General features: G+C 64.5%; 18 protein-coding genes. 8 read left to right on the forward strand and 10 right to left on the reverse strand.

Features of this window, described 5'->3' with window-relative positions; genetic code table 11:
- Nucleotides 1-31: 31 nt before the first annotated feature.
- Genes RX331_RS16615 through topA form a run of 3 tightly spaced genes read right to left on the reverse strand, consistent with a single transcriptional unit; the run spans nt 32 to nt 5,580 of the window.
- Nucleotides 32-472: a DUF983 domain-containing protein gene (locus RX331_RS16615; RefSeq protein WP_317257552.1), complete on the reverse strand. Its 441-nt coding sequence runs from the start codon at nt 470-472 to the stop codon at nt 32-34.
- Entirely contained in the window at nt 460-2,805 is a 2,346-nt protein-coding gene (rnr, locus tag RX331_RS16620) for a ribonuclease R (protein ID WP_317257553.1), read from the reverse strand. The genes RX331_RS16615 and rnr overlap by 13 nt, the downstream gene beginning before the upstream one ends.
- Nucleotides 2,806-5,580 (reverse strand): type I DNA topoisomerase, encoded by a 2,775-nt coding sequence (topA, locus tag RX331_RS16625; RefSeq protein ID WP_317257554.1) that lies wholly within the window; start codon nt 5,578-5,580, stop codon nt 2,806-2,808.
- A 229-nt stretch (nt 5,581-5,809) separates the two neighbouring features.
- Between topA and RX331_RS16630 the strand changes: the two genes are divergently transcribed.
- Nucleotides 5,810-6,058, forward strand: a complete 249-nt coding sequence (locus RX331_RS16630) for a hypothetical protein (RefSeq protein WP_410708231.1) — start codon at nt 5,810-5,812, stop codon at nt 6,056-6,058.
- Nucleotides 6,059-6,227: 169 nt separating this feature from the next.
- Here the strand turns inward: RX331_RS16630 and RX331_RS16635 are convergent, their stop codons facing one another.
- Nucleotides 6,228-6,704 carry a helix-turn-helix domain-containing protein gene (locus tag RX331_RS16635; protein ID WP_317257555.1) on the reverse strand — a complete coding sequence of 159 codons (477 nt, stop codon included), beginning with the start codon at nt 6,702-6,704 and terminating at the stop codon, nt 6,228-6,230.
- A 101-nt stretch (nt 6,705-6,805) separates the two neighbouring features.
- Here RX331_RS16635 and RX331_RS16640 point away from each other — a divergent pair, with 101 nt between their 5' ends.
- Together RX331_RS16640 and RX331_RS16645 are read left to right on the forward strand one after the other, a co-directional pair.
- Complete coding sequence (locus RX331_RS16640) at nt 6,806-7,579, forward strand: SDR family oxidoreductase (protein ID WP_317257556.1); 774 nt, start codon at nt 6,806-6,808, stop codon at nt 7,577-7,579.
- A gap of 147 nt (nt 7,580-7,726) precedes the next feature.
- The gene (locus tag RX331_RS16645; protein WP_317257557.1) at nt 7,727-7,867 is read left to right on the forward strand and encodes a hypothetical protein; all 141 of its coding nucleotides are present in this window, start codon (nt 7,727-7,729) and stop codon (nt 7,865-7,867) included.
- Nucleotides 7,868-7,939: 72 nt separating this feature from the next.
- Here the strand turns inward: RX331_RS16645 and RX331_RS16650 are convergent, their stop codons facing one another.
- Entirely contained in the window at nt 7,940-8,548 is a 609-nt protein-coding gene (locus RX331_RS16650) for an FMN-dependent NADH-azoreductase (protein ID WP_317257558.1), read from the reverse strand.
- A 99-nt stretch (nt 8,549-8,647) separates the two neighbouring features.
- Here RX331_RS16650 and RX331_RS16655 point away from each other — a divergent pair, with 99 nt between their 5' ends.
- Entirely contained in the window at nt 8,648-9,049 is a 402-nt protein-coding gene (locus tag RX331_RS16655) for a helix-turn-helix domain-containing protein (protein ID WP_317257559.1), read from the forward strand.
- Between the two features lie 98 nt (nt 9,050-9,147).
- Here the strand turns inward: RX331_RS16655 and dprA are convergent, their stop codons facing one another.
- Entirely contained in the window at nt 9,148-10,266 is a 1,119-nt protein-coding gene (dprA, locus tag RX331_RS16660) for a DNA-processing protein DprA (protein WP_317257560.1), read from the reverse strand.
- Between the two features lie 143 nt (nt 10,267-10,409).
- On the opposite strand from dprA, the gene RX331_RS16665 reads away from it, so the two are divergent.
- Nucleotides 10,410-11,651 carry an amidase gene (locus RX331_RS16665; RefSeq protein ID WP_317257561.1) on the forward strand — a complete coding sequence of 414 codons (1,242 nt, stop codon included), beginning with the start codon at nt 10,410-10,412 and terminating at the stop codon, nt 11,649-11,651.
- A 3-nt stretch (nt 11,652-11,654) separates the two neighbouring features.
- Here the strand turns inward: RX331_RS16665 and plsY are convergent, their stop codons facing one another.
- Genes plsY through RX331_RS16680 form a run of 3 tightly spaced genes read right to left on the reverse strand, consistent with a single transcriptional unit; the run spans nt 11,655 to nt 14,541 of the window.
- A complete protein-coding gene (gene plsY, locus RX331_RS16670) occupies nt 11,655-12,245 on the reverse strand; it encodes a glycerol-3-phosphate 1-O-acyltransferase PlsY (RefSeq protein ID WP_317257562.1) in 591 nt (196 codons plus the stop codon).
- A 36-nt stretch (nt 12,246-12,281) separates the two neighbouring features.
- Nucleotides 12,282-13,583 (reverse strand): dihydroorotase, encoded by a 1,302-nt coding sequence (locus RX331_RS16675; protein ID WP_317258152.1) that lies wholly within the window; start codon nt 13,581-13,583, stop codon nt 12,282-12,284.
- 4 nt (nt 13,584-13,587) lie between these two features.
- The gene (locus RX331_RS16680) at nt 13,588-14,541 is read right to left on the reverse strand and encodes an aspartate carbamoyltransferase catalytic subunit (protein WP_317257563.1); all 954 of its coding nucleotides are present in this window, start codon (nt 14,539-14,541) and stop codon (nt 13,588-13,590) included.
- 252 nt (nt 14,542-14,793) lie between these two features.
- Between RX331_RS16680 and RX331_RS16685 the strand changes: the two genes are divergently transcribed.
- The 3 genes from RX331_RS16685 to RX331_RS16695 all read left to right on the forward strand — a co-directional run bounded on the left by RX331_RS16685 (nt 14,794) and on the right by RX331_RS16695 (nt 18,105).
- A complete protein-coding gene (locus RX331_RS16685; RefSeq protein ID WP_317258153.1) occupies nt 14,794-15,525 on the forward strand; it encodes a M15 family metallopeptidase in 732 nt (243 codons plus the stop codon).
- A gap of 21 nt (nt 15,526-15,546) precedes the next feature.
- Nucleotides 15,547-17,190: an acyl-CoA dehydrogenase family protein gene (locus RX331_RS16690; protein WP_317257564.1), complete on the forward strand. Its 1,644-nt coding sequence runs from the start codon at nt 15,547-15,549 to the stop codon at nt 17,188-17,190.
- A gap of 132 nt (nt 17,191-17,322) precedes the next feature.
- Nucleotides 17,323-18,105: a type II CAAX endopeptidase family protein gene (locus RX331_RS16695; protein WP_317257565.1), complete on the forward strand. Its 783-nt coding sequence runs from the start codon at nt 17,323-17,325 to the stop codon at nt 18,103-18,105.
- Here the strand turns inward: RX331_RS16695 and RX331_RS16700 are convergent.
- Nucleotides 18,102-19,031 (reverse strand): AEC family transporter, encoded by a 930-nt coding sequence (locus RX331_RS16700; protein ID WP_317257566.1) that lies wholly within the window; start codon nt 19,029-19,031, stop codon nt 18,102-18,104. The two genes, RX331_RS16695 and RX331_RS16700, sit on opposite strands and share 4 nt — an antisense overlap.

Here is a 19,031-nt window from a genome sequence, read left to right on the forward strand (position 1 = left end):
CATTTTTATGCTCTTGTTGCCTCGGCTCCAGCTAGACCGGAGGAATGTCGGCAGGTGCGTTTTCGTCAAAGCCATGCATGCGCAGCGCCCATTGGAATCCGACCACGGCACCCTTAATCGGCTGCAGCAGCGCAAGCGAGGAGATGAAGGTCAGCGGCAGATACATCGCGAGTTGCAGCCACACCGCCGGCGAATAGTTGGTCTCGATCCACAGCGCCGCCGGTACCACGATGTGGCCGACGATGACGATGACGAGATAGGCCGGCAGATCATCGGCGCGATGCGGGGAAAAATCGAGGCCGCATTTGTCGCAATTGTCAGCGGTCTTCAGAAAGGCGCGAAACAGCTTGCCTTCGCCGCAGCGCGGGCAGCGGCAGCGGAAGCCGCGCTTCATCGCGCTCCAGACATCGCGCTTCTCGGCCTGCACGGTGTCGCGGGTCCAGACTGTCGTCACAGTGTTCACCGTTTCCATGACTTGCCTTTCTTCGATTTGCCGGACTTGGTTTTGGCCGACTTGTCCTTGCGCGCTTTGCGAACCTTCTCGCGCGGGCTGCGGCCCGGACGCGATTTCGTAAGTACTTTCGTGCCGTCGCGTTTTCTGCCGCGCGGAATGAACTTGCCTTCTACCTTGCCTTCCGACAGCAACTCGAACCGCAACGCGCCGGCTACCGGTGCAGCTTCTACCAGACGCACGTCGACAACGTCACCCAGCCGGTGCATGGCACCGCTGCGTGAGCCGACGAGCGCATGGCGTGTCTCGTCATAGTTGAAATATTCCGTGCCGAGCGTTCGGATCGGGATCAGCCCGTCGGCGCCGGTATCGGACAACTTCACAAACAGCCCGGCGCGGGTGAGGCCGGAAATCCGCCCTTGAAACGTCGCGCCGATGCGATCGGCGAGGAAATGCGCGATCAGCCGGTCGGCGGTCTCGCGTTCCGCCTTCATGGCGCGGCGTTCGGTCAGCGAAATCTGCGCGGCGACTTCACTCAAGGTTTCCAGCGTCTCGCTCTCCGGCAACGCACCTTCGCCGAGGCCCAGGCTGCGGATCAGTGCGCGATGCACGATCAGGTCGGCGTATCGCCTGATCGGCGACGTGAAATGTGCGTAGCGGCGCAGGTTGAGGCCGAAATGGCCGTAATTCTCCGCCGAATATTCCGCCTGCGCCTGCGAGCGCAGCACCACCTCGTTGACCAGCGGCTCGTAATCCTCGCCGCGGACCTGGCCGAGCACGCGGTTGAACAGAGAAGGGCGCAGGGCACCACTCTTCGCGAACGGCAGATCGAGCGTTTTCAGGAATTCCTGGAGGTTGTGAACCTTCTCCTGCGTCGGCTCGTCATGCACCCGGTAGATAAGCGGCAACCCCTTCTTTTCAAGCATTTCCGCCGCTGCGACGTTGGCGAGGATCATGAATTCCTCGATCAGCCGGTGCGCGTCGAGACGCTCCGGCACGATGACGCGATCGACGGTGCCGTCGGGCTTGAGGAGGATTTTTCGTTCGGGCAGATCGAGATCGAGCGGATCGCGCTCATCGCGCGCGAGTTTTGCAAGCCCATAGGCCGCGTAGAGCGGTTTGAGGATCGGCTCCAGCAGCGGGCCGGTGGTGTCGTCAGGCCGCCCATCGATCGCGGCCTGCGCCTGCGCGTAATGCAGTTTTGCAGCCGAGCGCATCAGCACGCGATGAAAACTGTGCGAGCGCTTGCGGCCGTCGGGGCCGATCACGAGGCGCACGGCGAGCGCGCCGCGTGGCTCGCCCGGCACCAGCGAGCAGAGATCGTTGGAGATACGCTCGGGCAACATCGGCACAACGCGGTCGGGGAAGTACACCGAGTTGCCGCGCAGCAGCGCGTCACGGTCGAGCGCCGAGCCTGGCCGCACGTAGAAGGCAACGTCGGCGATCGCGACGTGGACGATGTAGCCGCCCTTGTTGTTCGGATCAGGATCGGTGATGGCGTGTACTGCGTCGTCATGATCCTTCGCGTCGGGCGGATCGATGGTGACAAGCGGCAGGTCGCGCCAGTCCTCGCGTCCCCTGAGCGTCGCAGGCTCTGCCGCCTCGGCCAAACGTATCGCGGAAGGCGAGAACGCCTGCGGAATGTCATGGGCATGGATTGCGATCAGGCTGATCGCCTTTTCGCTCGACAGCGAGCCGAGCCGCTCCTTGACCCGACCGGCGGCGAGCCCATAGCCGCGCGAGCGAATGAGATCGACGGCAACGAGGTCGCCGTCCTCGGCGCCGGCTGTGTCTGACGGTGCGATGTTCAGCTCGCGCCCGGCCTGCTTCTTGTCGACGGGCACGAGCCGGCCGCCGCCGGTGGGGGTTGTGCGGAAAATGCCGAGTACGCGCGTGCGGGCATGATCGAGCACCTTGATGACGCGTCCGCGATAGGGTGCGTTGTCGCCGTCCTCGGCCTGTTCGATCCGCAGCAACGCGCGGTCGCCGACGCCGGCAGCCGTGCCGGGTTTTGCCCGCCGCGGGACCTCGATGCGGATCTTTGGCGCCTCGCCGCTCTCTTCAGAGTCCCATTCGGTGGGGACGGCGAGCAATTCGCCGTCAGTATCGCGGCCGGTGATGTCGGCGATCACGGTCGGGGGCAGGGCCGCCGTCTCGTGAATGCGCCGGCCGCGCTTTGCGATCGTGCCGGCGTCGGCAAGCTCGCGCAGCATGCGCTTGAGCTCGGCGCGGTCGGCATTCTTCAGCCCGAACTCGCGGGCGATCTCGCGGGTGCCGATCTTGCCGGGATGGGCACGGATATAGGCAACGATGGCGTCCCGGCTCGGAAAGCCATGGTCGTGTGTTTTCTTCACTTATCCCCGGGCCTTGCCCGCGCTTTTCTTGGCGGGCGTTTTGGACGGTTTGGCGGGCTTGGCCGCCGACGTCTTGGCGGCGGACGCGACCGGCGCGCGCGCCTTGCTGACGGAATCCGACTTCGGCTTTGCCGCAGCCTTCTTCGCCGCGGCTTTCTTGGCCGGCTTTGGCGTATCCGGATCGGCCGGCTTCTCTGCCGACTTTTCTGTTGTCTTGGCAGCCTTCTTCGGCGCCGCCTTCTTCGCTGCACGCTTGATTTTGCCGCCACCCTTGGCGGCACGCTCGTCGATCAGCGCGATGGCTTCGGCGAGCGTGATCGTCTCCGGCGTCTTGTCGCTCGGGATCGTCGCGTTGACGCCGCCGGCGGTGACATAGGCGCCATAGCGGCCGTTCTTCACGGCAACGCCGCCAAGGCTCGGATGCTCGCCAAGCGGTTTGCCGGGGTCGGCGCCGAAGCGGCGGCCGCTGGGACCCTTGGCTACCTTCTCGGCGATCAGCGTCACCGCGCGGTTGAGGCCGATGTCGAACACTTCGTCGCCGGCTTCCAGGCTCGCATAGGTCTTTTCGTGCCGCACGAACGGGCCGAAGCGGCCAATGCCGGCGGTGATCGGCTCGCCGGTTTCCGGATGCTTGCCGATTTCGCGCGGCAGCGACAGCAGCTTCAGCGCCAGATCCAGCTCCATGTCGCCGGGCGACATGTTTTTCGGAATGCCAGCGCGCTTGGGTTTTTCGCCTTCCGGATAGTCCTTCTGCTCGCCGAGCTGGATGTACGGGCCGAAGCGGCCGGCCTTTACCGTCACGTCGAGATCGGTCTCCGGGTCCTTGCCGAGCACGCGGTCGGCGCTAGCTTCGCTATCAGCGGCCAAGGGCCGGGTGTAGCGGCATTCCGGATAGTTCGAGCAGCCGACAAAGGCGCCGAACTTGCCGGCCTTCAGGTTGAGACGGCCGGTGCCGCAGGTCGGGCACTGCCTGATATCGCCGCCATCCGCGCGCGGTGGGTAGATGTGCGGCCCCAGCATGTCGTCGAGCGCATCCAGCACCTCGGCAACACGCAGATCCTTGATGTCGTTGACGGCGCCAATGAAGCCCTTCCAGAAATCCTGCAGCACCTGCTGCCAGGAAATCTCGTTGTTGGAGATGCGGTCGAGCTGCTCTTCCAGCGCCGCGGTGAAATCATACTCGACATAGCGCGCGAAGAAGTTTTCGAGGAAGGCGACGACGACGCGGCCCTTGTCCTCGCCATGCAGCCGCTTCTTCTCCAGCTTGACGTAACCGCGGTCCTTCAGCACCTGCAGGATCGAGGCGTAGGTCGAGGGACGGCCGATGCCGAGTTCTTCCATCCGCTTGACCAGCGACGCCTCGGAGAAGCGCGGCGGCGGTTCGGTGAAATGCTGGGTGACGGCGAGATCCTGCCGCTTCAAGGGTTCGCCCTGGCTCATGGCGGGCAGGCGGCGTGAATCTTCATCCTCTTCGTCGTCGCGGCCTTCCTGGTACAGCGCGAGGAAGCCGTCGAACTTGATGACCTGGCCCGAGGCGCGCAGTTCCAGCACGCGGGAGCCGGCCTTGGCTTCGATATCGACGGTGGTGCGTTCGAGTTCGGCCGATTCCATCTGGCTCGCGATGGTGCGAATCCAGATCAGTTCGTAAAGCCTGGCTTGGTCGGGATCGAGGCGGCGGCGCATGTCGGCGGGGCGGCGCGACAGGTCGGTCGGGCGGATCGCTTCGTGCGCTTCCTGCGCGTTCTTGGCCTTGGCCTGGTACTGGCGCGGGGCGTCCGGCACATAGGCCTTGCCGTAATCATCGCCGATCACCTTGCGCGCCTGCGTGATCGCGGAGGGATCGATCTGCACGCCGTCGGTTCGCATATAGGTGATTAGGCCGGTGGTCTCGCCGCCGATATCGATGCCCTCATAGAGCCGCTGCGCGATCCGCATGGTGTGCGCCGGCGCAAAGCCGAGCTTGCGGCTGGCCTCCTGCTGCAGCGTCGAGGTGGTGAAGGGCGCCTGCGGATTGCGCCGCGCGGGTTTTGCTTCGACGGTCGAGACGGTGAAGCTGGCGGCTTCAATGGCTTTCTTGAGGTCTTCGGCCTCGGCGCCGGACCCAATGTCGAGGCGCTGGATCTTCTTGCCATCGGCGCCGACGAGGCGGGCCTCAAACGCGTCGCCGCGCGGCGTGGTCAGCGTCACCACCAGCGACCAGTATTCGCGCGGGACGAATTTTTCAATTTCGAGCTCGCGGTCGCAGACCAGCCGCAGCGCCACCGACTGCACGCGGCCCGCCGAGCGTGCGCCCGGCAGCTTGCGCCACAGCACAGGCGACAGCGTGAAGCCGACCAGATAATCCAGCGCGCGGCGCGCCATGTAGGCGTCGACCAGCGCGCCATCGATCTGGCGCGGCGCCTTCATCGCGTCGGTCACGGCCTGCTTGGTGATGGCGTTGAACACGACGCGCTCGATCTTCTGATCTTTTAGCGCGCGCTTCTCCTTCATCACCTCCAGCACATGCCAGGAGATCGCCTCACCCTCGCGATCAGGGTCGGTTGCGAGAATCAGTCGGTCGGCGCCCTTCAGCGCCTTGGCGATGTCGTTGAGTCGGCCGGCCGCCTTCGGATCCACCTCCCAGATCATCTGGAAATTGGCCTCCGGGTCGACGGAACCATTTTTGGCGGGGAGGTCGCGGACATGGCCGAACGAGGCCAGAACCTCGTAGGAGGCGCCCAAATACTTATTGATCGTCTTGGCTTTCGCCGGCGACTCCACGATGACGATATTCATGTCATTCCAAGGGCTTACGGGAAAAGATAAAGGCGGGTTCCACGAGACTCGCGGCCCACCGTTTGGACCCGAACATGGGTGGTGAGGCGGCCCCTGTCAAATCAGCAAATGCTGCGCGGGAACTTTTTGGCGCGACTTAATATCTAGTGAGTTGCGAAATACGCCCTAGAGTTGCGACTTCAAAGGGGCTATTTCTTGGTCATACTTTGTATCTTGGGATGCAAATTTTTTGAGCAAAGCTGCTGGCGGCCGGAAGCGTAAGGCTTCAGGCAAGAAACCGGACTCGCCAACCGAAGTGCCCGAACGAGGTGAGGAAGGCGGCCCCGATGAGGCCGTGGCCTTCATTGCCGAAACCGTTGCCGAACTGGTCAAGCTGGCCGAGCGCCACCGGCTCGAGGTGCTCACCCATTTGCTTGGCATGGCGCAGCTCGAAGCGGAAGAGCGCCTGCGTACCCGAAGCAAGCACAAGCTGTCGTGAGAGGTCAATCCGGATGCGCGCCGTCGTCTTCTCCCTCTCCCCGCTCTTTCGCGGGGAGAGGGTCGGGGAGAGGGGCTGCTTCCAAATACTCGCTGGCATGGAGCGCGCGGAGATAGCCCCTCACCCCAACCCTCTCCCCGTAAGAACGGGGAGAGGGAGAAGATCCAGCCTACGCCGTCGCGCGTCTGGCTTGCCTCCCCGCCGGCCTCGGTTTCAGCGCGATATCCGCCGCGCTCAACAGCCGCCCGTCCTGCGCATGGAGTTCGAGCTTGCGAACCGGGCGGCCGTTTTCCTTGTCGACCAGGATGGTGGCGATCTCTTCCGGGTGGGCGTCGAATTCCTCGCTCCATTGCCGCAAGGCGACCAGGATCGGAAAGACGCCGCGGCCCTTCGGCGTCAACAGATATTCCTGATAGGCACTGCCGTCGGAGGCGGGCGCCGTCTTGAGGATGCCCTGATCGACCAGCGCGCGCAGGCGCACCGTGAGGATGTTCTTGGCGAGCCCAAGCTTCTTCTGGAATTCCCCAAAGCGGCGGACGCCAAACAGCGCTTCGCGAATGATCAGCATCGACCACCAATCGCCGAGCGCGTCCAGTGAGCGCGCAATCGGGCAATCGTCACGCTCGAAGCTGGTGCGTTTCACCATGACGGGCTCCTCGAATGATCACAGCCTTGTGTAGTTGCAACATTAAACCTAATGCCCTACGTAGGCAATCTAGTTTAATTATGCAACCATCGGAGAGGGCCATGAGGCTTGCGAACAAGACGGCGTTGATCACAGGGGGTAACGGCGGCATCGGGCTTGCGACCGCGAAGCTGTTCGTGGCCGAAGGCGCCAGGGTAGTGATTACCGGGCGAAATCAGGCAACGCTCGACGCTGCCGCGAGGGAGTTGGGCCCAAACGCGCTCGCGCTGGCGGCGGATACGACCGATGTCGCCGCCACCGCAGCCGCGATCGGAAATGGGGCCGACAAGTTCGGCAAGTACGACATCCTGTTTGCCAATGCCGGCATTGCCGGCGGCACGCCGCTCGGTGCTGCCAACGTCGAGACTTTCGAGAAGGTCATCAGCACCAACCTTACCGGCGTGTTCTTCACCGTGCAGTCCGCGCTGCCGCATCTGAATGATAACGCCTCGATCATTCTCAACGGCTCGGTCATCTCTGTGCTCGGCATTCCCGGCTATTCGGCCTATGGCGCGGCCAAGGCCGGCGTGCGGGCGATGGCGCGGATCATGGCTTCGGAACTGTCGCCGCGCGGTATCCGCGTCAACGTGGTCGCCCCGGGGGCGATCCGCACGCCGATCTGGGGGCCGGCGATCGCGACGCCGGAAGCGGAAAAGGCCTTCGAAAAGCGCATCGCGCTATCGACCCCGCTCGGCCGCCTCGGCGAACCCGACCATGTGGCAAAGACGGTGCTGTTCCTGGCGTCAGACGATTCCGCCCATGTGCAGGGGCAGGAACTGTTCGTCGACGGCGGTGCCACCGCCTCTCCGAGCGGCGCGCCGATTTATCGGGGGTAGGACTTGCCCACTGCAAACTGACTTTCGGCCAATCCGCGCGCCCTGCGGCGGATTGGCACTGAGCCGGAAGGGCGCATTGAACCACGACGCCGTTTGCCGGACAAAATAAAGGAGTCTTCTGACGGAGAGAACTGGAGAGCTGCCATCATGCCGAAACGGGTCGGCGTCCTTTCGTCCGCCTTGCAGGCTTCGGACCGCGCTCAATTCGCTTCAACTGCGCTGTTCTCCGGCATTGGCCTCCTGATCTCCCTCGTCATCGTCATCTGCCGCATGCGCGGTCTTTTCTGACCGTGCACTTCATGATCATGCAAGGACTGCCGTCGCATTCGAATGCTGCGACGGCAGCTACTATGCTTCGGATCAAGCGGCGTTGAGATTGCCTGCGGCTTGCAGCGCACCCGCCACCGCCTTTTCGCGATGGTCGGGGCCGACCTTGATACCATCGGCGGCAATGAATTCCGGATTGTTGATGCCGATGAAACCGAACACCCAGCGAAGATAGGTTTCGAGGTGCTCGCCGGCCGCCGCCGACGTGCCCGGGCCGTAATAGCCGCCGCGCGAGATCGCGACGATGACCCGCTTGCCGCCGGCCAGCCCTACGACGCCTTCCGCGCCGTATTTGAAGGTCTTGCCCGCGACCAGGATGCGATCGATCCAGGCCTTGAGCTGGCTCGGGATGGTGAAGTTGTACATGGGGGCGCCGATCACGATGATGTCGGCGGCGAGGAACTCGTCCAGGACGGCCTGTCCCGTGGCGATGTCCTCGCGCAGCGAAGGCTCGGGCGCGGCGCCTTGGCCGGCGGCGAGGTGCAGGCCGGTGAGGTGGCCGAGCGGCTTAGCCGTGACGTCGCGATAGACGGTTTCAAGCCCGGGATTGGCCTGGCGCAGCCGCTCGACGATGGCCGCGGAAACCTGGCGGCTGACGGAGTGGGGGCCGAGGACGCTGGAATCGAGATGCAGGAGTTTCATGGAGGGGTCACCCTTTGGTATAGGTTTGTAACTGGCGCTATATGAGTGACCGTGGCATAAGCCCGCAAGAACGCACATTTTTTTCACCCGAGCACAGCAATGAGACCCGAGCACATCAATGTTCCTGCCTTGCCGCCCCACGGTCACGACGGGGAAAACTGCCGCGCCGTGGCATCGGTGCTGGCGCGGGTCGGCGACAAATGGAGCGTGTTCGTGATCATGATGCTGATCGACGGGCCGCAGCGCTTCAACGAGCTCAAGCGCAAGATCGGCGGCATCTCGCAGCGGATGCTGACGCTCACACTGCGGGGGCTGGAGCGCGACGGCCTCGTCACGCGCACGATCTTTCCGACGATCCCGCCGCGCGTCGATTACGAGCTGACCGATCTTGGCCGCGGTCTGGCCGAGCCCGTGCAGGCGCTGGGCAAATGGGCGTTCGAGCACCTGCCGGAGATCCAGGGCGCGCGGACCAATTTCGACGCGCGCAATCTGAAGGATTAGAGCCTGATCCGATCAGGTTCAGCCAGATCGTCTGCTACGCGCCCCCCTTGACGGCTACTGTGCATGGGGTTGTTTTCGATATTTTGTTTGGGCGTGCCTTAGACCAGGGTCACCAGCCCGCCGCCATGGCGCTCCAGCCGGCCGGCAAGTTCGAGCTCCAGCAGCACGGTGCGCACCAGCGCGGCTGATAGCCCCGACATCCGGATCAGATCGTCGAGGCTGATAGGGCTCGGTCCGAGCAGCGCAACGATGCGCTCGCGCTGGTCCGGATCGGTGTCGAAGTCAAGCGGCTCGTCATCGCCTTCGCGGGCCGCGAGCACGATCGGCCGCTCCATGATCGGGGCAATCGCATTGATGACGTCGCTGGCCTCGGTGACCAGCGCCGCGCCCTGCTTGATCAGATCATTGGTGCCGGCGGCGCGCGGATCGAGCGGCGAGCCCGGTACGGCGAACACTTCACGGCCCTGTTCGGCCGCCATCCGCGCCGTGATCAGCGAGCCGGAGCGATGCGCGGCCTCAATCACGACAACGCCGAGCGATGCGCCCGAGATCAGGCGGTTGCGGCGGGGAAAGTCGCGGGCGCGCGGCACGTGGCCGAGCGGCATTTCGGAGATGGCGCCGCCGCGTTCGAGCAGTGCCGCCAGCAGATCCTCGTGCGCCGGCGGATAGATCCGGTCGTGGCCGCCGGCGAGTACGGCGACCGTGCCGCTTTCGATCGTGGTGCGATGCGCAGCCTGGTCGATGCCGCGGGCCAGGCCCGAGATGACGACGAAGCCGGCATCGCCGAGGTCGCGCGCCAGCTGGCCGGCGAATTTCAGCCCGGCGCCGGAGGCGTTGCGCGAGCCGACGATGGCGATCATCGGCCGCATCAGCGTGTCGGGATTGCCGCGCACGCCGAGCAAGGGCGGCGGGTCGTCGAGCGCCGCCAGCCGCGGCGGATAGGCGGTTTCGCCGGGCGCAACCAGCGAGACGCCGATCCTCTTGCTTGCGGCAAGCTCGGCGCGCGCTTCCTCCTCGCTGCAGATGCGCCCCGAACGCTGGGCCCCGCCGCGCCGCGCCAGATCGGGCAGCCGCTCCAGCGCCGCCCGCGCAGAGCCGAAATGGGCGATCAGCGAGTTGAAGGTGCGTGGCCCGACATTGTCGGACCGGATCAGCCGCAGCCGGTCGATCCGTTCGGCGTCGGTGAGGTGAAGTGTCTGGTGGGTGCGGTCGTGCATGCGAACGCAGCTTTGCCCAACCTGAGATTGCGAGCAAGCTGTTTCAAGCAATCAGGATGGGCGGCCTTGACCCGGCCATCAACGCCTTCTCCAATGCTGCTGATCCGTCAATTGGTCCGCCGCACGCCCGAAAGTACGTCCCAATGATCTCACTCGCCGAACTCCAACGCCGCATCGATGCTGGCGATCTTTCCCCAGAGGCCGCCGTTGCGCAGTCGCTGGAAGCGACCCGCACGAAGGATAAGACCATCGGCGCCTTCGTCTGCCATGCCGATCGTCTGCACGTGGCGAGTGCCGGGCCATTGCGCGGCATTGCGGTCGGCATCAAGGACATCATGGATACGGCGGAGTTTCCGACCGAAATGGGATCGCCGATCTACCGGGGATTCCGCTCGCGCGGCGATGCCGCCGTGGTGATGCTGCTGAAGCAGTCTGGCGCGAGCATTGTCGGCAAAACCACGACGACGGCTTTTGCCTCCGTGGACCCGACGCCGACGCTGAACCCGCACAATCACGGCCATACGCCGGGCGGGTCATCATCCGGTTCGGCGGCGGCGGTCGCGGCCGGGATGATCCCGCTCGCGCTTGGAACGCAGACCGGTGGGTCGGTGATCCGGCCGGCCTCGTTCTGCGGCGTCGCTGCGATCAAGCCGTCCTACCGTTTGCTGCCGACGGTCGGCGTCAAATGCTACTCGTGGACGCTCGATACGGTCGGTCTGTTCGCGGCCGGCGTCGATGACGTGGCGCGCGGATTGGCTGCGATGACCGGCCGGCCTGAATTGCTGCTGCCGCCGGAGATTCCGACACCGCGTATCGGCGTGGTGACCCAGGATTTCGCAGGTAGCTCGGAGGCGTCAGGCGGAGAGGCGCTGCGGATCGCGACGAAGGTGGCCGAGCGCGCGGGCGCTTCGGTGCGTGAACTGAACGTGCCCGAGATCATTGCGGAAGCGTGGCGCTTGCATCCAATGATCCAGGAATTCGAGGCGCACCAGGCGCTCGCCTGGGAGTATCGCGAAAATTACGACGCGATGGCGCCGCTGTTGCGCGCCAAGCTTGACGAGACTAGGGATATGACGCCCGCTGCCTATGATGCCGCGATTGCGATCGCGCACCGTGCCAGACAGGCGCTGGAAACAGCGTTCGACGAGGTCGACGTGCTGCTCACCTTGTCGGCTCCCGGTGCGGCGCCGCAGGGTTTGGCTTCTACCGGCGATGCCCGCTACAACCGGCTTTGGACGCTGATGGGCGTGCCGTGCGTCAACGTTCCGGCGTATGTGGCTGAAGGCAATTTGCCCGTCGGTGTGCAGGTGATTGCGCGATACGGCGCTGATGCCAAGGTGCTCGCCGCGGCGCGGTTCGTCGAGCAGGCGATCGCGCGCCAATAAAGCCTACTTCGCCCCGATCCGTCCCTCGGTCCCTGCCTGCAGCCGCCTGATGTTCTCGCTGTGCTTCCAGAACAGCAGCAGCGTCAGGACGACAAACAGTGACGCCAGCGCGGGGTGGCCGAACCACCACAGGAACAGCGGGGTGACGAAGGCGGCGACCAGTGCCGACAGCGACGAATAGCGCGAGGTGAAGGCGGTCGCCAGCCATATCAGGCAGAAGATCACGGCGGCCGGCCAGAACAGGCCGATCAAGACGCCGATATAGGTGGCGACGCCCTTGCCGCCCTGGAATTTCAGCCAGACCGGGAAGAGGTGGCCGAGGAACGCGCCAAGCGCCGCCAGCATCGCCGCATTGGCGCCGCCGTAATAGCCCGCGATGATCACCGCGACCGTACCCTTGAGCGCGTCGCCGATCAGCGTTGCCGCGGCGAGGCCTTTGCGGCCGGTGCGCAGCACGTTAGTGGCGCCGATATTGCCCGAGCCGATCGAGCGTAGATCCTGCGTGCCGGCGAGCTTGGTCAGCACAAGGCCGAACGGGATGGAGCCAAAGAGATAGCCGACCAGGAAGGCGACGATGAGGAATGCATCAGACATCAACGTGCTCCTACCGCGGCAGCGCGTCCTTCCGACTCAGACGTGCTCATAGACGGTGCGCCCGCCCACGATAGTACGCACGACGCGTCCCGAGAAGCGGGCTTCGTCGAACGGGGTGTTCTTGCACTGCGATTTGAGGTCGGCCGGATCGAGGACCCAGGGCGTATCGGGGTCGATGACAATGACGTCGGCCGGGGAACCGGCCCGCAGCGTGCCGCCGGCCAGGCCTAGTAGTTCGGCCGGCCGGGTCGACATCGCCCGGATCAGCGTCTTGAAGTCCATCTCGCCGTTATGAACCAGCCGCAGCGCCGCCGGCAGCATGGTCTGCAGCCCGACCGCGCCGGAGGCCGCTTCTGCGAACGGCAGCCGCTTGACCTCGACATCCTGCGGATTGTGATCGGACATGATCACATCGACGAGACCCGAGGCGACGGCGGCAACCAGCGCTTTGCGATCCTCTTCGGTGCGCAGCGGCGGCGACAGTTTTAAGAAGGTGCGATAGGGGCCGATGTCGTTTTCGTTCAGCGTGACGTGGTTGATCGACACCGAGGCGCTGACATCGAGCCCGGTCTCGCGGGCGCGCTTGAGGATTTCCAGCGACTCCATCGATGACAGCGACGCGGCGTGATAACGCCCGCCGGTCAGCGCCACGAGGCGCATGTCGCGTTCGAGGATGACGGCTTCGGCCGCGTTGGGAATGCCGGCAAGTCCAAGTCTGGCGGCGAATTCGCCCTCGTTCATCACGCCTTCGCCGACGAGATCCGGGTCTTCAGTGTGATGCACGATCAGCGCGTCGAAATCGCGGGCATAGGTCAGCGCCCGGCGCATCACCTGCGCGTTAGTCACGCTCTTCTCGCCGTCGGTGAAGGCGACCGCGCCGGCGGCCTTGAGCAGCCCGATCTCGGTCATTTCCTCGCCGCGCAGACCCTTGGTCAGCGCCGCCATCGGGTGGATGCTGACGATGGCGGTGTCGCGGGCGCGGCGCAGCACGAAGTCGACGGTGGCCGAATTGTCGATGACGGGCGAGGTATCCGGCTGGCAGATGATCGTGGTGATGCCGCCCGCCGCGGCCGCCTGGCTTGCGGAGGCAAAGGTCTCGCGGTGGCTGGCGCCGGGCTCGCCGACGAAGGCGCGCATGTCAATCAGCCCGGGGGCGACGATCTTGCCCGCGCAGTTGATGATGTCGGTGCCTTCGGGCACGCCGGCGGCGCCGATGCCGCGTTTACTGTCGCGGATCGTGCCGTCGGCAATCAGGACGTCGCCGGGGCCGTCAAAATCCCTGGAGGGATCGACGACGCGGGCATTGGCCAGCAGGATCGGTCGGCGTTCGGTCAGCATGATGTTACGCATTCGGCAGGTTGCGGGCGAGCGCTTCGAGCACCGCCATCCGCACCGCCACTCCCATTTCAACCTGTTCACGGATCAGCGACTGCGCGCCATCAGCCACAATCGAGTCGATCTCGACGCCGCGGTTCATCGGCCCCGGATGCATCACCAGCGCATCCGGCTTTGCATAAGCGAGCTTCTTCTGGTCGAGGCCGAAATAGTGGAAGTATTCCTGGCTCGACGGCACGAAGGAGCCGTTCATGCGCTCACGCTGCAGTCGCAGCATCATCACGATGTCGGCACCATTGAGGCCCTCGCGCATGTCGCGCGCAACCTCGACGCCCATCCGCTCGATGCCGCGCGGCAGCAGTGTGGAGGGGGCGACGACGCGGACGCGCGCGCCCATCGTGTTGAGCAGCAGGATATTGGAGCGTGCCACCCGCGAGTGCATCACGTCGCCGCAGATCGCGATGACAAGGCCCTCGAGCCGGCCCTTGTTGCGGCGGATGGTCAGCGCGTCCAGGAGCGCCTGCGTCGGATGTTCGTGGCTGCCGTCGCCGGCATTGATCACGGAACCGTCAACCTTGCGCGCCAGCAGTTCCACCGCGCCGGAGGCGTGGTGCCGCACCACCAGGATATCAGGGTGCATGGCGTTCAGCGTCACAGCCGTATCCATCAGCGTCTCGCCCTTGCGGATCGAGGACGAGGATACCGACATGTTCATGACGTCGGCCCCTAGCCTCTTTCCGGCCAGTTCGAACGAGGATTGGGTGCGGGTCGAAGCCTCGAAAAACAGGTTCACCTGGGTGCGACCGCGCAAGGAGGTGCGCTTTTTGTCCACCTGGCGATTGAGCTCGACATATTCCTCGGAAAGGTCGAGCAGGCCGGTAATGTCGGAAGCGGAAAGCCCCTCGATTCCCAGCAAATGCCGGTGCCCGAGGACGAAGGTCGATTTCGAGATAGGGGTCATTAAAGCCAGAGCTATAGGTGCAGATGCCGGGCAGGGCAAGCGGCAAATCCACCTACCGGACTTATCCACTAGGGGCTTCCGCGCAGGGTAAACGCCGCCCGTTGGTGTTCCCGAAAGGGGGATTCCGCTAGGGTGCGTAGGGTGTATCGGGCCATGAAGAACGTGCGGGATTTCGCTCAATCAATCCGGATCAACTTGCCGGTTCTGACGATGTCTGGCAGCGGTGCGGGAAGACGCGCCGCACTTGCCCTGATGTTCGCAGTCATCGGCGCAGCGGACGTCGCGGCGCAGGCGCAAAAACTGCCCGGCGGGTTCGTCTACCTCCGCGACATCGATCCAACAATCATCCAGGACATCCGCTACGCCAGCTCCAACAATTTTGTCGGCCGTCCGCTCCGCGGCTATGAGGCCGCCGAATGCGTGGTGAAGCGCGAGGTCGGCCTGCTCCTGAAGGGCGTGCAGGAGGAGCTCGCGCTGCAGAACTTGTCGCTGAAGATGTTCGACTGCTACCGGCCGGCGCGCGCGGTGGCCGACATGGTGGCGTGGTCGCGCGACGGCCGCGAGACACCGGCACAAAAGCGCTACAATCCGTCGTTCAGCAAGACTGATCTGTTTCGCCTCGGCTATATCGCCGAACGTTCCGGCCATTCCACCGGAGCCGCACTCGACCTGACGCTGGTCGATCTGAAGGCCGACAACTCAGCCGTCTTCGATCCCAACAAGGACTATGCCGACTGTACCGCCAACGTGAATCTGCGCGCACCGGAGGGTAGTGTCGATATGGGGACCAGCTACGATTGCTCCGACGTCAAGGCCAATACGTCGGCGACATCCATTACGGCAGCCCAGCGCCGCTGGCGGGAGAGGCTGGTTCTGGCGATGGCGCGGCGAGGGTTTGTAAACTATTCGAAGGAATGGTGGCACTTTTCGCTGCCCGGAACAGGCCGGCAAGCCTATGATTTCCCGATCACGCCCCGGAAATGATTCACTGTTCCAGGATCAGACATGAGCCAGGCAACGTTCGCGACCCACGAGGTCTTCAACCAGTCGCCGCCCTTCTGCGATGTCGATCTCTATGCGGCCGACCGGCCGCTGGTTGACGCTGTCGCTGCCAATGGCGGCGCTGCCGCTGAGGAGGAATTGTCTGAATTCGGCAGACATTGGGGCTCGGCGGCGATGGCCGAGCGGGGCCGTCTCGCCAATGAGAACACGCCGAAACTGCGCACCTTCGATTCGAGGGGCCATCGCCGTGACGAGGTCGAATTTCATCCGGCCTATCATGAGCTGATGGCGCACTCCGCGCATGCCGGGGTGCATAATTCGACCTGGACATCCCTGGGCAAGCCGGCGGGGGGCGCGTCGGAAGTGATACGCGCGGCAAAATTCTACATCGCCGCGCAGGTCGAGACCGGGCATCTTTGTCCGATCACCATGACACGGGCCTCGGTCGCCGCGCTGGCGGAGCAGCCGGATCTCTTGGCCCGGGTGATGCCCGTGCTGGGAACGCGGTCCTACGATCCGGCCTTTGCGCCGTGGTGGACCAAGCGCGGCATGACGCTCGGCATGGGAATGACCGAGAAGCAGGGCGGCACCGACGTGCGTTCCAACATGACGTGGGCGGAGCGCGACGGAAATGCCTATCAGATCACCGGCCACAAATGGTTCATGTCGGCGCCAATGTGCGACGCCTTCTTGGTGCTGGCGCAGGCCGAGGAGGGCCTGAGCTGTTTCCTGATGCCCCGCTTCACGCCCGACGGCGCGGTCAACGCGATCAGGTTCCAGCGGCTGAAGGACAAGCTCGGCAACCGGTCCAATGCTTCGTCCGAGGTCGAGTTTCACGGCGCCTATGCCGAGCGCGTCGGCGCCGAGGGCAAGGGCATCCGCACCATCATCCAGATGGTGCAGCTTACGCGGCAGGACTGCGCGATCGCCTCCGCCGGACTGATGCGCTCGGGCCTTGCGCATGCGCTGCATCATGCGCGGCATCGCAGCGTGTTCCAAAAACACCTTGCCGATCAACCGCTGATGCAGGCGGTGTTGTCGGACATGGCGCTGCATGTCGAGGCAACAGTCGCGCTGGTGATGCGGCTGTGCCGTTCGTTCGACCGTTCGCCTTTCGATACCAGGGAAGCCACCTATATGCGGCTGCTGACGCCCGCCATCAAATACTGGATCTGCAAGAGCGCGCCCGCCTTTCTCTATGAAGCGATGGAGTGCCTCGGCGGCAATGGCTATGTGGAGGAGGGCATTCTGGCGCGGCATTACCGGGAATCGCCTGTGAACGCGATCTGGGAAGGCTCGGGCAATGTCATGTGCCTCGACGTGCTCCGCGCGGTGTCGCGTGAGCCGGAGGCGGCGGCCGGCATCGTGCATGAGCTGACCGGCGAGACGCTTGGCCTGCCGGGCGCGGTCGAAGCAACCAGCTTCATCGGCAAGGCGTTCCGCCGGCCGGACAACGAACGCGTGGCGCGGCTGGCGGTCGAGAAGCTGGCGCTACTGGCGGCCTCAGCCGCACTCAATGCGGTATCGCCCCGCCATGCCGAACTGTTCGCGGCCACGCGGCTTGCCGGCAATCACGCCGGCATGTATGGCGCGGTTGATCTCGCTCCCGAAGATATTCGCGGCCTGCTGGAGCGGGTGCTGCCTTGACCACAACATCAGCCGTCATGGCCGGGCTTGTCACGGCCATCCACGTTCTTCCTGGCCGCGGCCACGTGGATGCCCGGGTCGAGCCCGGGTATGACGACGAGAGATAGTCTCCCTAGTCATGAGAACCCTTTGATGGACTCCCTTACCACCGCAAGCCCTGCTGCCGTCCCACCCGTCCTTCCCGATCCGCGGCCGCCACGCATCTGGAAATTCTGGGGCACCGCGCTGTGGGGTCTGTTCATCTTCGCCGCCATGTTCCTCGGCCAGCTCGCGGTCATCATCTATTTCGTGCTGCGCCAAGGCGGATCATTCGATGTCGCCGAGGCGATCCGGGTCGTCGGTGGCGGCCTCACCATCTCGCTCTCGGTGATCCTCGGATTACCCGCCGTGTTGCTGGCGACGTGGGTCGCTATCCGTCCGACCCGCATATCCTTCGCCGATTATCTCGGCTTGCGCTGGACCTCATGGCGCAACTCCTTCATCGGCCTTGCGGCGCTCGCCATCCTGGTCGGCTGTTGGGACCTGCTGTCACGGGCGCTGGGCCGCGAGGTGACGTCGGGTTTCATGGGCGAGGTGCTGAAATCCGCGCAGGCCGATGGCGCGCTGTGGCTCCTGGTAATCGCGTTCTGCGTCGCGGCGCCGATGTGGGAAGAAATTTTTGCCCGCGGCTTTCTCTATCGCGGCTGGTCTGAATCAAAACTCGGCGTCGGCGGCGCCATCTTCCTGTCGTCACTGGCCTGGACCTCGCTGCATCTGCAGTATGACTGGTTCTTCTTCGGCGAGGTGTTTTCGATCGGCCTCCTGCTGGGATACCTCCGCTACCGCACCAATTCGCTGTGGCTCACCATTGTTCTGCACGGCATCAATAATCTGGCGGCGACGATTCAGACGTTTTGGCTGGCGGGCTCCAGTTAGCGCATGGTCGCCAGCGCAATCGCGATCGGCATCGTTACCGCGGCCAAAATGGTCTGCAGCGTGATGATCTGGGCCAGCAGCGGCGCGTCGCCGCCCATTTGCCGTGCCAGCACATAGGCGCTCGATGCGGTGGGTACCGCTGAACAGATCGTCACGACGGCGAGGTTGGAAGCAGTTACGCCAAACTGCAGCGCCAGCGCGACGGCGATCGCCGGCATCAGCACCAGCTTGAGGAACACCGCGACACTGGCGGCGAGGCTTGGCCTGAACAGGCCTTTGAGCTGCAGACCCGCGCCGGTCACCAAAAGGCCGATGGCGAGGGAGGAACGGCCGAGCGCGTCCGCCACCTCGTGCCAGAGTTTTGGTAGCGGAATGTGGGTGACGTTGAGCGCCAGCCCGACGGCGCAGGCCCAGATCAGGGGATTGCCCGCCACCGTCAGGACAATGGAACCGGCCGAGCGCTTCTCCGGTGAGGCGTAATGGGCAAGCACAGTCACACTGAGCACGTTGACCAGCGGCACGATCGCGATCATCGCGACGGATGCGATCGCCAGCCCGAGATTGCCGAACAGACTGCCGGCGACGGAGAGCCCAACATAGGTCTGCCAGCGCGTCGCGCCCTGGAATATCGAGCTGAACGCTGGGCCATCGATGGCGGCGCGCGCGAGCAGTGGGCGCAGCGCAAGACAGAGCAGCGATACCGCGAGCGCCGACAACAGCAGCGCGCCCCCGACGCCGCCAATCGGCACCGTGCTCAGATCGGCCTTGACCAGCGTCTGTATCAGAAAGACCGGGAGCAACACGTAATAGGTCAGCCGCTCCAGCCCGTGCCAATGCGTGTCGAGCCGCATCAGCGTCCGCTTCAGGATGAAGCCGAGCACGATCAGAAAAAATACCGGCAGCAGGGCCGCAATGACGACCGCCAT

The sequence above is a fragment of the Bradyrhizobium sp. BWA-3-5 genome, from assembly GCF_032917985.1.
Taxonomy (GTDB): Bacteria; Pseudomonadota; Alphaproteobacteria; order Rhizobiales; family Xanthobacteraceae; genus Bradyrhizobium.

Bases quoted from the DNA above. Each gene is read 5' to 3' on its own strand.
- topA (WP_317257554.1), bottom strand. From the start codon at position 5,580: ATGAATATCGTCATCGTGGAGTCGCCGGCGAAAGCCAAGACGATCAAT.
- RX331_RS16685 (WP_317258153.1), top strand. From the start codon at position 14,794: ATGTTCGCAGTCATCGGCGCAGCGGACGTCGCGGCGCAGGCGCAAAAA.
- RX331_RS16680 (WP_317257563.1), bottom strand. From the start codon at position 14,541: ATGACCCCTATCTCGAAATCGACCTTCGTCCTCGGGCACCGGCATTTG.
- RX331_RS16695 (WP_317257565.1), top strand. From the start codon at position 17,323: ATGGACTCCCTTACCACCGCAAGCCCTGCTGCCGTCCCACCCGTCCTT.
- RX331_RS16700 (WP_317257566.1), bottom strand. From the start codon at position 19,031: ATGGCGGTCGTCATTGCGGCCCTGCTGCCGGTATTTTTTCTGATCGTG.
- RX331_RS16675 (WP_317258152.1), bottom strand. From the start codon at position 13,583: ATGCTGACCGAACGCCGACCGATCCTGCTGGCCAATGCCCGCGTCGTC.
- plsY (WP_317257562.1), bottom strand. From the start codon at position 12,245: ATGTCTGATGCATTCCTCATCGTCGCCTTCCTGGTCGGCTATCTCTTT.
- RX331_RS16635 (WP_317257555.1), bottom strand. From the start codon at position 6,704: ATGGTGAAACGCACCAGCTTCGAGCGTGACGATTGCCCGATTGCGCGC.
- RX331_RS16665 (WP_317257561.1), top strand. From the start codon at position 10,410: ATGATCTCACTCGCCGAACTCCAACGCCGCATCGATGCTGGCGATCTT.
- RX331_RS16650 (WP_317257558.1), bottom strand. From the start codon at position 8,548: ATGAAACTCCTGCATCTCGATTCCAGCGTCCTCGGCCCCCACTCCGTC.
- RX331_RS16655 (WP_317257559.1), top strand. From the start codon at position 8,648: ATGAGACCCGAGCACATCAATGTTCCTGCCTTGCCGCCCCACGGTCAC.
- RX331_RS16615 (WP_317257552.1), bottom strand. From the start codon at position 472: ATGGAAACGGTGAACACTGTGACGACAGTCTGGACCCGCGACACCGTG.
- RX331_RS16640 (WP_317257556.1), top strand. From the start codon at position 6,806: ATGAGGCTTGCGAACAAGACGGCGTTGATCACAGGGGGTAACGGCGGC.
- RX331_RS16690 (WP_317257564.1), top strand. From the start codon at position 15,547: ATGAGCCAGGCAACGTTCGCGACCCACGAGGTCTTCAACCAGTCGCCG.
- RX331_RS16645 (WP_317257557.1), top strand. From the start codon at position 7,727: ATGCCGAAACGGGTCGGCGTCCTTTCGTCCGCCTTGCAGGCTTCGGAC.
- dprA (WP_317257560.1), bottom strand. From the start codon at position 10,266: ATGCACGACCGCACCCACCAGACACTTCACCTCACCGACGCCGAACGG.